The sequence below is a fragment of the Bacillota bacterium genome (assembly GCA_012839765.1).
Lineage (GTDB): Bacteria > Bacillota > Limnochordia > DUMW01 > DUMW01 > DUMW01.
The window spans coordinates 1-11,641 of sequence record DUMW01000020.1 but is presented as its reverse complement, the minus strand read 5'-3'; the positions used below and the strand labels follow the sequence as shown (position 1 = coordinate 11,641).

The 11,641-nt window shown below is 52.2% G+C and carries 9 protein-coding genes; all 9 read left to right on the top strand.

Features of this window, described 5'->3' with window-relative positions; translation table 11 throughout:
- The first annotated feature begins 276 nt into the window (after window positions 1-276).
- The 9 genes from GXX57_01910 to GXX57_01870 all read left to right on the top strand — a co-directional run bounded on the left by GXX57_01910 (window position 277) and on the right by GXX57_01870 (window position 11,312).
- Window positions 277-1,242, top strand: a complete 966-nt coding sequence (locus GXX57_01910) for a DMT family transporter (protein HHV43411.1) — start codon at window positions 277-279, stop codon at window positions 1,240-1,242.
- A gap of 499 nt (window positions 1,243-1,741) precedes the next feature.
- On the top strand, window positions 1,742-2,746 hold the full coding sequence (locus tag GXX57_01905; protein ID HHV43410.1) for a LacI family transcriptional regulator: 1,005 nt from the start codon (window positions 1,742-1,744) through the stop codon (window positions 2,744-2,746).
- A gap of 162 nt (window positions 2,747-2,908) precedes the next feature.
- A complete protein-coding gene (locus GXX57_01900) occupies window positions 2,909-3,733 on the top strand; it encodes a M55 family metallopeptidase (protein ID HHV43409.1) in 825 nt (274 codons plus the stop codon).
- Window positions 3,733-4,812: a hypothetical protein gene (locus tag GXX57_01895; protein ID HHV43408.1), complete on the top strand. Its 1,080-nt coding sequence runs from the start codon at window positions 3,733-3,735 to the stop codon at window positions 4,810-4,812. The genes GXX57_01900 and GXX57_01895 overlap by 1 nt, the downstream gene beginning before the upstream one ends.
- Window positions 4,813-5,007: 195 nt before the next feature.
- A complete protein-coding gene (locus tag GXX57_01890; GenBank protein ID HHV43407.1) occupies window positions 5,008-5,391 on the top strand; it encodes a deaminase in 384 nt (127 codons plus the stop codon).
- A 166-nt stretch (window positions 5,392-5,557) separates the two neighbouring features.
- Window positions 5,558-6,922: an extracellular solute-binding protein gene (locus GXX57_01885; GenBank protein ID HHV43406.1), complete on the top strand. Its 1,365-nt coding sequence runs from the start codon at window positions 5,558-5,560 to the stop codon at window positions 6,920-6,922.
- 408 nt (window positions 6,923-7,330) lie between these two features.
- The gene (locus GXX57_01880) at window positions 7,331-8,095 is read left to right on the top strand and encodes a hypothetical protein (GenBank protein HHV43405.1); all 765 of its coding nucleotides are present in this window, start codon (window positions 7,331-7,333) and stop codon (window positions 8,093-8,095) included.
- A gap of 46 nt (window positions 8,096-8,141) precedes the next feature.
- Window positions 8,142-9,965 (top strand): hypothetical protein, encoded by a 1,824-nt coding sequence (locus GXX57_01875; GenBank protein ID HHV43404.1) that lies wholly within the window; start codon window positions 8,142-8,144, stop codon window positions 9,963-9,965.
- A gap of 21 nt (window positions 9,966-9,986) precedes the next feature.
- Window positions 9,987-11,312 carry an extracellular solute-binding protein gene (locus GXX57_01870; protein ID HHV43403.1) on the top strand — a complete coding sequence of 442 codons (1,326 nt, stop codon included), beginning with the start codon at window positions 9,987-9,989 and terminating at the stop codon, window positions 11,310-11,312.
- Window positions 11,313-11,641: the final 329 nt, after the last annotated feature.

The window sequence follows — 11,641 nt, the reverse complement described above, 5'->3', positions numbered from 1 at the left end:
ACTCTTGAATGATCTTCTCCTTGAACTCATCAGAATACTGGCGTGACTTCATTTGGAAACCCTCCCTGACTCAATACTATCATAGTGCAAAGGGTTTCTCCAAACTCATTGCGGGGCCCTTAGGCCCACATGTGACGTTCGACTAGGGTCGGTCTGCCTTCGAACTGGTTTGCCGTCGGTAGGTTGTTAGCGGTCACCGCATGGACATAGCTGGCTTGTTTGCCTATAATAGACCCGATACTTGTAGGAGATCATAGATATGGGTGAATGCTTTCGATGAAGAGTTCCAGTCTTTGGACAAACAAGTGTTTTGTAGCCTTCATGGCTGTTGTGGCCTGTATTCTTTGGGGTAGTGCTTTCCCGATTTTGAAGCTGACCTACGCTGAACTGCAGCTGACCCCCACAGATGTCTATAGTCGCTTGCTTTTGGCCGGAGGACGGTTTCTGTTAGCTTCGGTGATGATCTTTATCCTGTTCGGTGCTTTTCGGCAACCGATGGGGATCAGGCGGGAATGGGTCTTTCCTCTGTTCCTGCTGGGGCTAGCCCAGACGGGACTACAGTATTTCTTCTTTTACAACGGTGTTGCCCATGCCACAGGCATCAAAAGTGCTATTCTCAATTCCGTGGGCAATTTTCTGGTTGTGGTTTTGGCTCCCTTGTTCTATCCCGATGATCGCCTCCACCTGGGGAAAGTGATCGGTTTGGTTGCTGGGTTTGCAGGGATCGTTCTAGTCAACTGGCAGCCTCAGGGCACCGGTTTTGATTGGCAGTTTTCTTTGGTGGGTGAAGGATTCTTGATGTTTGCGGGGATTACCAGTGTAATCGGCACCTTCTATGCCAAGAGACTGTCCCGCAAGATCCATCCCGTGGTGATGAATGGCTATCAGTTATTGTTTGGCTCGCTGCTTCTGCTGATCAGCGGAGTTCCGGCTTTATTGAAGGGAAGCCTGCGGACGACTCCGTTGTTTTGGGGTCTTTTCTTGTACTCTGCCTTCCTGTCCGCCGCGGCCTTTTCCATCTGGTACACGTTGTTGAAGTATAACAGGGCGGCCGAGGTTACCATGTACCGGTTTACCATTCCCGTGGCCGGGGCCATCTTGTCCGCGGCTTTACTGCCTACCGAAAGACTGACCCTTTCCGTAGGGGTGTCCCTCTTGCTAGTGGCTTTGGGCATTGTGGTGGTGAACCGGTGGCGACCCTCGGATGAGGGTGAACTTGTGAGAGGTGGAGAGGCTGGATAAAGCTGATTTTCTGCGCAGGATATGAAAGGAAAGCCTGCTGGGCCATTGACAGACAAGATGTCCCTGGTATATTTTAGGAAATAGAGAGAACGGTGCTGTATTGTCTCTTGTGTCAGGTGGGCACGTGCTCATGGTGAACTACCATTCCAGTGAGGATCTGGACATGATGCCCATGACTTGGGGGTATACCCCAGGGCGATATTGCGCTGGGAGACGAGTTGGTCATTGTCCAGGCTAACGACGATGTCTACTCCTGCCGCGGTGGGACACCCCTGTAAGATCTGGAAAAGTACTAGCTTTCACGTCCTGAACTTGGTGTTCGGCAGAGAGTCGGTCTGAGATTGCTCGCAAAAGACTTTGAATTCGGTGGAATGACAATTGGTTTCCCAGTTTTGTCTTGCCTTGGCGACATTGTGCAAGAAGCCGTTAGCTATATTTGACATCATAGAAACGTTAAGGTAGTATTAAATCAGTTAATCGGTTAAATGGGGGAGGAGTCGTGCAACCGCGTATCCGTGATGTAGCGAAGCTCGCCGGAGTCTCCGATGCTACGGTGTCTCACGTTATCAATAATACATGTCCTGTAAGTCCGGAAACCAGAAAACGGGTGGAAGCAGCTATTAAGGAGTTGAATTATAGACCTAATGTCGTGGCCCGGAGCTTACGGGTGAAGAATACCCAGACCATCGGGCTGGTGGTTCCCAACGTGATGAACCACTTCTTTGGTGCCATTGCCGTTGACTTGGAAAAAACCGTGGCCAAGGAAGGATACTCCCTATTTGTCTGCAACACGATGTCGAACCCAACCCATGAGCGCAAGTTGCTGGAGTCCCTTGCGGGCAGAAGGGTAGATGGTGTGGTGATGGCACCAGCTGTCGATAGTCCCGATGCCTTAGAGCCCTTAACACGTTTGAATATTCCGGTGGTGTTTATTGACCGGGTGATCTCCGGCACCGATTATTCCCATGTACTGACAAACAACGCGGCAGTTGCCGGTCAAGTGGTGGATCACTTGGTGGAAGACGGTTATGTGCGGATCGTGGCGGTGGTGGAAGATGATCTGGGCTCGACGATCCGTGAACGATTGCAGGGATTTAAGTCGGCTGCTGCCCGGTATGGTAAGGTGGAACCAAAGCTCTTCAGTTTTGCCAAACAGTCCGAGGCCGAGTTGGTCGCCTTGTGCAAGGAAGGTCCCAAAACCGCCGTGTTTCCTTTAAACTATCAAGCTTCGATCCGATCTTTACGGGTATTTAGACAGGCGGAGATTCGTTTTCCCGATGATGTGGGTTTCTTTATGTTCGACGAAAGCGAATGGAATGAGATTGTGGTCCCCGCCATTTCCAGTGTAAAGCAGTCGGCGGCGGAGGTGGCCAAGGAGGCGGCAAGGCTGATTATACGAGCGACTAGCGAGCAGGTCCAGGAGAAGGTTGTGGTCCCTGCTAAGTTGTTTGTGCGGGAATCTTGTTCGACGGCTTGTATGAACAGGTATCGACAAAAGGGGTAGAGCAATCGGCGTTGGAGTGTGCTCAGACCATGTGAGCTTGGTACCATGTTCTTGCCGGCTTTTTTAATCGATTAAGAGAGATTTTTGCTGGCATTCAACATAGATTGTCGCCAGCATAGTGCAGGTCAATGAAGAATGAAGGTAACTAAGGAGGGGTAATCAATGCGTAAATTCATGATTAGATGTGATATCGAAGGCGCCAGCGGTGTGGTTAGCTACCAGCAGAGTGATCCGGCGGGAAGCGAATATGCCTTTGGACAGAAAATGTTCATGGACGACTTGGTTGCGCTGGTAGACAGTCTAAACAGTATCGGTGCCAAGGAGATTGTGATCTATGATGAGCACTTCTACGGCAGGAATATTGATATCAGTGTCCTGCCGAGCAATGTACGGGCCATCTGTGGCAAACCACCCTACCGTCCCGATTGGCCTGGCGGTCTTGATTCGTCTTTCACCGGACTGATTCTGTTGGGTTTCCATGCGAAAGAGGGTACAGAAGGCGCCTTGCTGCCCCATACATACGAATCGGATATTAAGGATATCCGGTTAAATGGGTTGTCGGTGGGTGAGATCGGCGTGGAAGCGGCCATCGCCGGAGACGTGGGGGTTCCCACAGTGTTGGTGATCGCTGACAGTGCTGGGGCGGAGGAGGCAGAGGAGCTATTGCCCGGTGTCTTTACTGTCTCGGTAAAGGAAGCCCTAGGGGAGAGCGGTGCCCTGTGCTATTCTTCCCAATGGGTCCGGAAGGCTATTGAGGAAAAGGTCAGAGAACTAGGTTTGGCAGCGGAACTACCGAAACCCTTTGTTGTCCCGGGACCCGTTCGTATGGAAGTAGATCTTTACCCAGGGGATTTTCTGACGGCGATGAAAGAGCAGTATTCAGCCCAGATGAACGGTGACACCGTGGTCCTTGAGGGTAAAAATGTGACCGAAGTTTGGGCAAAGTATTGGCAGATGAAGCTGGTTTGTTTAGAAAGGCTTTCGTGATGAAGGCGAGTTTGTTTCCGACAATTGAAGAGCGGGTTCAGCTCTTCAAGCAGTACTACAAGATGGAGCTTTCCCGTCCACTATTAGGTTTCTTCTTGGGCAGCGAATATCCTTTGCACCGCTATCCAGCGTCGCAGGGGTTGCCCGTGAATCGGGCCCTTGTCCCCGAGGACTTTCCCGTGGATGAATACGTACGGGATAGTCAACAACTTTTTGAACGGCATGAAGCCTGTGGAGGAGACTTCATCTGGAGTGGTAGTGCCTTTTGGGGCATTCCCTGGCTGGAAGCGGCTTTGGGCTGTCCCATCATTGCGGACCATACCACGGGATCTATCAGTAGCCGTAAGCCAGCTAGTTTTGTAGGGCCGGGCTCAATTCCCTCCTTTAGTACGGAGAATCCCTGGGTGGTCAAGACCCGGGAGTTTCTGGAGAAACTGGCCGAAGGCAGTGGTGGTCGTTGGCCGATTGGGACCACAAGGATGCGTGGGATTGCCGATTTGCTCATGGCCCTGTATGGCAGTGAAGAATTCCTGTTCGTTATGCTGGAAAAAGGGGATGAGGTGCGGGAAGTCTGCAAGAGACTCACTGACTTCTGGATTGCCTATGCCCAGTTTCAGCTTGAACTAATCCCTCTTTTCCATGGAGGCGTGGGTTCCTTCTATTACAACATGTGGGCACCGGCAGGTACGGTGTGGCACCAGGAGGATGCCACTGCCCTGATGTCTCCCGGGCTCTATGAGGACTTCATATTGCCCTGGGATCAGAAGATCGTCGAGTCCCTCCCTGGGTGCATCGTGCATCAACACTCCATCGGATATATTCCTACCGAACACTATCTTGACATGGGAGTGTTGGCTTTGGAGATGCATATCGATGCAGGAGGGCCTTCGGCTAGGGAGTTGGCGGAGGTTCACCGGAGCATCCTAGGAAGTCGTCCGCTACTTATCTGGGGGAAGATGACTGCAGAGGATCTGGATTGGATTTTTAGTCAATTGCCAACCAATGGTCTAGCGGTGCAGCAGGTGGTTAGTTCCCCGAAGGAAGCCCACCAAATCTACCGGCGTTATATGAACTGTTGAAAATTTGTTCTTAAGCTCCAGGGGATAGGCGGTTGGCCTGTTCCCTCGGAGCTATTTGCCTTCTCCGGACATTGATTGCCTGTGACACTCCATCCTAAGGTGCCCGCGCGGCGGATTTAGCTTCACCAGGATTGTGGAGCAGTTGGCAGGAGTTGGGGGAAAGATAGAGAACTAGAGTGGTGGAGGTGTTCACGGGTGAAAAAGGAGATCAAAACTGAGCATGCCCCTAAGGCCATCGGCCCATATTCCCAAGCGGTGCAGTGGGGTAATCTTTTGTTTGTCTCGGGCCAAATTCCCTTGGATGTCAATGGTCAAATTGTGGGGACAACCATCGAAGAGCAAACCCACCAAGTCTTGGCTAACCTGAAGGCGATCCTGGAGGAAGCCGGTAGCCGGGTGGAGAACCTGCTGGAGGTTACGGTTTTCCTCACCGATATGGCCAGTTTTGACGCGTTTAACAGAACCTACGGGCAATGGTTAGGTGAAGGGGTAAAACCAGCCCGGGCAGTGGTGGAGGTTTCTGCCTTACCCAAGGGTGTACTGGTCGAAGTGATGGCCAAGGCTTACGTAGATGCCTAGGAAACTGAACCCTTCTGATAGTGGGACAGCCCCGCAGAGCCAGCATCCATTGGCTCTTGTGGGGTTTTTTTGTGTGGTATGCAATACCTAGGAGGAAACCGGTGTTCTTTGACGAATAAGTTAGATAGGGCAGTCCGGTATGGGAATGTTGAGAGTGGTGATATAATTGGCAACGCGCAAAGCCTACGAGAAAGTGGCGTATCTGATTCGGGAGGAGATCTTGTCTGGTAGGTTGTCCCCTGGTGAACAACTGCCTTCGGAACGGGAATTAGCCGACCGGTTTGATGTTAGCAGGGACACCATCCGCCGTGGAATCGCCGTCGTGGCGGAAATGGGGATCTTGGAAAGAATCCCTGGGCGCGGTACCTTTGTTGCCCAAAGGGACTCGGATTCCGGAAAACAGGTGACCTTGAAACTGGCCCAGTTCAATTCCGGTGGGAAGATTGTGGAACTGTTTGCGAGGAGAATTATCCCGGCCTTTGAAGCTAAGTATCCCGCCATCTCGGTGGTTTTGACCACAGAAGCTAGCCCCGATATCGTGGTCACCGACGATGCCCATATTCGGCACTACATCAATACTGGTCAGATCATCAGTTTGGCCCCGTGGATGAAACAGTTGGATCTGGACGAATACTACCCGGAAGCTATGGAACCGGTCATGATGGAGAGTACACTGTGGGCCTTTCCACGGGCTTTCTCACCGGTGATGATGTTTTATAACGCTTCGTTACTTAAAGAGCATAACATTCCTTTGCCTGAACCCGATTGGAAATGGGAGGATTTCGTGGTGCTGGCGGCTTTGGCCACCGATTTGAAGGAAGGGTACAGGGGATTTGCTTGGACTGTGAATCCGAAAAGGTGGATGGCTTTTGTCTTCCAAAACGCTGGCGCGATGCTCAAGGATCCCTACACTTCAAACATGGACGCCGATGAAGTAGTTGAGGCAATGGGATTTTATGCTGATCTGGTCCATAGATACCATATTGGATCATTGCCCAAGGACATGACCCGTTTTTCCGCAAACAACGAGCTGTTCTTACAGGGTAAATCGGCCTTTGTGGCCAACGGTGCCTTTAGTATTGTGGAGTATCGCAACCTTGGTTTTCAATGGGGAGTGGTACCCTTGCCCCAGGGCAAAGTGCGTGCCACGTGCTTAGCCGGAGAGTATATGGCCATCAGCCGGCACTGCCCTTGGCCGGAACTGGCCTGGGAATTTATCAGGTTCGTGGCTGGGCGGGAAGTACAGGGTTTATTGGCGGAGGTCGGTTATGGATTGCCACCCAGTCGGGCGGTGATAAAGCAGTTGTCTTCGGAGCACCGTCTCTTCTTAGAGGAGCTGCCCTTTGCGCGGCTGGCCTGGGAAGGTCGGACCATTGAACCGTGGCTGTTAGCTATTAACGAATCCTGGCGCGCCTGGTCGGGCAAGGAAGAGGTCAGGACCGTCTGTGAGCGCATTAAACAGGCCCAGGATGTACTGCTAAGAAAGAACCTCCTGACCCAAGGGGAGGAGCGACCTGAATGTATATTGTGACCGCGGTTCTGAAGCTCGAGAAGTCTGTCGCACAAGGTTGTCAAAAAAACCGCGGTATGGATAGTTACAGAAGGAATTGGGTAACGAGCGTCGAAGTATGGAAATATAACCGACCGGTATGGAGAGTACATAATTATATATATATCTTGTTCTTTAGCGGTGTAGCCTAGGGGAGCAGATTTGGGAGATGTAGTTGGCGGTGTAGGTTCTGTAAGTGTATGGTCTTTCGGGTGCGCAGGAGATGACTCGGGTCTGCTTGGTCGGGCTTGGTTCTAAATGGTTTGGGTTAATCCAGCCACGTCGAGAGATGGTTCCGGGGAGGTGACGCACTGGCGGGAGGGTCTTTGTAAGAAAAGATAGATACCTAGACAGTCATCGGGAAGAATCTATCCGGGAGGGAGCATGCTAATGAGAAAAATATTTGCTATCGTGGGAATATTGGTACTTTTATTAAACATTGTGATCGCAGCCCAAGCAGCCCAATCCTTAACGTTGCTGGATGACGAAGGCAAGCCTATCGCCTGGACCGTGGTGGTCTTAAACGATGGGACTACTGAATGGGTGGGCATCACCGGGGACGATGGCACAGTGGAAATTGCGGGTTTTCAGGAGGGTAAGTATCAGTTGACAGTGCCCCTAGAGACCTATAGTGCGGAGATTGTCCTGGAGCCGGAAGTGGTTGTGCGCATTCCACGGCAAAACCTATTCCGTAATCCCAGTTTGGAAGTGAAAGGCAATGCCGGTCGGCCGATGAATTGGGGTTCTGATACACCGGCGATGGTAACCTATGATGAGACGGTGAGTCATTGGGGGTCCGCCTCGGCGTTAATCAGCGTTCCCGACGACTTTTCCGGCAAGTGGTGGAATAACAACATCGTACAGGAATATCAAGGGCCTTGCGTCGGGGTAACCTTTAAAGCCACCGCCTGGGTGAAGACCGAAGGACTGTGGGGCGGGCAAGGAGTTCATTTCGTCCTGGATTGCAAAAATGCGCTGGGGAACGAAATGTATGCCCGGGCCTTTTCCGGATACGTGGCAGGGACCAGTGATTGGCAATTGATTGAAGCCACTGTGTATGCGCCGGAGGGGACCGAAAAGATTCGGTTTGCCGTACAGGTGGACGGAAAGGGCAAAGTCTGGATTGATGATTTGAGTCTGGTGAAGGTGGAGTAGGCCCAATCCAAGCAAAGTAGGTGGCATAACGATGGGGGGAAGCAGGTTGTTATATGCGGTATTAGTTGTCGTGGTCCTGTTGATCCTATCCACCACGACCATAGCGGCGGAGGCGGCCAGTGACTTGGTGACAATGCGGGGAAAACTCTTTATCGACAGTTGGCGGGACCGGGTTGCGGAGATTACTGAGCAGATGCCTTTCCGCACCCGGGCATCCATGGCCCTGGCCGATTTCGCCTTGTATGTCCTGGAGCCCCAGAACTTCATCTACCGACTCCGTCTGGGGGAAGTGGATGAACTGGTAAGCTGGATTTACGAGAACTGGCCCGAGGAGCCGTCGGAAAAGATTCAGGCGGATCATGATTCTTATTGGGCCCTGGGGCTTTTGGTACGTCTTTACGGGCTGCACTTGAGGCAACTGGAAGCAGGAAAACAGGGGCTTAACGAAGCTACTGCAGCGAAGCTGTTGGAGATCTTTTGGCGCCGTGTCTCAGCGGTTTCCAAGATCGAAGACAGCACTGAACTGCACGTTGTTTATGGCAGTGAGAACCACGACTTCATGCGGAAAGGCTTTAATCTCTTGGCCTCTATGTGGCTGGCCCAAGATGAGGAGTATGCCGAGAGAGCCTATGAACATGGGGGGAAGGCTGCGGACCACTATCGGGCGTGGCGAGAGTGGTTCTTTGCCTATGTAGCCTTCCGGGCCCGGGAAGGGTTGCTGGCGGAGGTGGCCAGCCCCTGCTATGGGCAGATCTATTTGGAACCAATGCTTAACTTGTATGACTTTGGTGATTCCCTGATACGTAAAGCCGCGCAGGATTTTCTGGATCTGTACTGGGCTTTGTATGCCATTGAACAAATCGATGGTGTGCGGGGTGGGGCGAAGGTCCGGTCCTATAAGGTGGTCAACTCCGAGAATCCCACGGGGGACAATACCCGGGCCTTTTTCTATTTCTTGACGGGGATTGGCACTACCACCACCCAGTACCTGCAGTTGCATCCGGCCACCACGAGCTACCGCATGCACCCAGTGGTAGAGAACTTGGCGCGAAGTTGGGAGCAACGGGGTGTGTACAACGTGGTTCGGCGGATCCCCGGTGAAGGGATCAATGATGATGCGGCGGGGACTTATATTCTGTCTATCCCCAGTCAGTTTGTGCGCACAACCTATTGTACCCCGGACTTTGTCCTCGGAGCCCTGGTGCAAGATCCCAACAGGCACTACACCCGGATTACGGAGCAGAACCGGTGGTTCGGTGCCATTTTCGCTACTGGCCAGCGGGTCTTCGTGGAGGCTTGTTATGCCGGCCACCGAGATAACACCTATTACGACATGCGGGGGATCCATGCCGGTGGAACCATCATCGCACAGCTGGGCAAGGAAGCCCACCATGCTAGCCACTTGCGCATCTTTGTCACCCCCGGTGTGAAATCGGTGAACAAGCAAGGGTGGATGTTTGCGGAGTTGGGCAACAGTTACATGGCTGTCACTGCAGCGGTGGGTACTTTGCAGCCCAAGTTTGCAGATGGCTATTACGTGGTGACCAATGGTGCTTCTCCGGTGATTATCCAAGTGGTGCGAAAGAATGAAAAGCTGCCCACCTTTGAGGACTTCTGCAATGCGGTACTGCAAAAGGGCTATAGTATCAACACCGGTGTGCTCACATATACAGATTTGGAGACCGGTAGTGTAATTGAGTGGGATCTGAGTCAAACCACCATCCCCAAGATCAATGGCGAGACTGTTGATCTGGATCCGGAGTTAACCTACGATAGTCCCTTTGTCCAGGGCAGTCGGGAGGAGGCAAAGGTGAGGATCATGGGGTTGGACGGCGAGGAATTGATCATCAATTTCTCATACGAAGACTAAAGCTAGACAGGAGGCCACCTTATGCGTAAGAGCTTGTTTGTATGTTTTCTGTTCATTGGATTACTGTTGTTGTCACAAGTAGCCCTGGGCAAGACCGTGGTCCGGGTGGCGCAGCATGGTGGGGAACCGGTACTCCGACTCTACGAGGCATTGGTGGAGGCCTTCTATGAGGTATACGGCGATGAGGAAATCGAGATCCAGATTGAAATCGTCGAATATGAAACCTATATTTCAAGGATCATGTTGCAGGCCGCTACAGGTACCCTGCCCGATGTGGTGCGGATCCCAGGAACTTTATGGTTTGAGTTCATGGGGAGTGACGGTTTCATTGAACTAGAACCTTTCCTGTTGGAGTCGCCGTATTATGACCCCGCTGAGCTGCCTCCAGATAGTTTTAAGAAGGACCGTTACCAGGGCAAGCTCTATAGCATTTCCCAACCCAACTGGTTTCAGAATGCATTGGTGTGCTGGTTGAATCTGGATATGCTGGATTCCATGGCCTTTTCTGTACCCGATGTCAACTGGACTTGGGATGAAATGTTGAACATGAGCCAAAAGATGACGGAAATTGATGCCCAAGGACGTGTGCTGCGGGTAGGAGATTTAGGTAGCTTGCGCTTGGACCGCCAGTGGTATCCCCTGTGGCAGAATATCTTGTATTCCTTTGGGGGTAGCATTATTGCCGAGGACTTCTCCGAGTCCGCCATCAACAGCCTGGAAGCTAAGGAGGCCTTTGGCTTCATCGGGCAGTGGCATTCCACGATCCCGCCGAACCCGGGGATCTGGTGGCCTGGCGGTTCTGTAGGCATGCATTTCGAGTGGCTGAATGCGGACATGCAAGAGGACTCATTGCCTTTTCGCATGGGTGTGGTGGCGGCGCCTACGGGGCCCGCTGGACACGGTTATGTAGACGGGTCCATTGAGCCCAGCTATCCCTATGGGATCCCCAAGACATCGGCCAATCCCGAGGCGGCCTGGAAGGTACTCGAGTTTCTGCTCTTTGCTGAGGAGGCCGTGCTGGCTTACAAGGACTCTGGTCAATTAGCACCGCTGCCCTTCCGATCCTATCTGGAAAAGGTGGGCGATGTATACACAGACTTCCAGCAGACCCATGTGCTGCCGTTGGCGTTACAGATTCCTGAACTTCGCCAGCCACGGTTTGTGGATCCCTTGGGTCCGCTGGCCACGGATGTAAACCGATTGGTGTACACGGCGTGGGCTGAGTTGTTAAATGGGCAGGTGGATAAGCTGGATGAAATCAAACGGCTGCTGGACCTTTATCTGGCAGAAGTCAGTCCCACGGTAGAGGCCATCCAAGCCCGTATCGCCGACCTTAAAACCCAATAGTAGTCGATCTAGTGTTTTGGCCCTCTGGTTTGTCTGACCAGGGGGTCTTTTTGCCTATGGCTATGCAAATCGTCTGCCAATTCTCACTGGGAGTGCGAAGGTAAGTCTTCTCTGAGTCTTGAGCCTGGGGTGGGTCAGGGGCCAGGTGTACCTGGGTTGTTTCAGGTATTTATTCAGTGCTAGGATCCTAGGATTCTAGGATTGGGTCCACGCAAATTTCGTAGGGACGCTTGAAGAAGAGAGGGAGGATATTCCAGACAAAAAAAGAAAGAGTCCTCAAACAAGAAAAGAAGGCGCTAAGCGCTAAAAGGAGGACTCTTTCCATGATT

Excerpts from the sequence above, each read along its gene's own strand:
- GXX57_01880 (HHV43405.1), top strand. The coding sequence starts at position 7,331 with ATGAGAAAAATATTTGCTATCGTGGGAATATTGGTACTTTTATTAAAC.
- GXX57_01910 (HHV43411.1), top strand. The coding sequence starts at position 277 with ATGAAGAGTTCCAGTCTTTGGACAAACAAGTGTTTTGTAGCCTTCATG.
- GXX57_01900 (HHV43409.1), top strand. The coding sequence starts at position 2,909 with ATGCGTAAATTCATGATTAGATGTGATATCGAAGGCGCCAGCGGTGTG.
- GXX57_01895 (HHV43408.1), top strand. The coding sequence starts at position 3,733 with ATGAAGGCGAGTTTGTTTCCGACAATTGAAGAGCGGGTTCAGCTCTTC.
- GXX57_01870 (HHV43403.1), top strand. The coding sequence starts at position 9,987 with ATGCGTAAGAGCTTGTTTGTATGTTTTCTGTTCATTGGATTACTGTTG.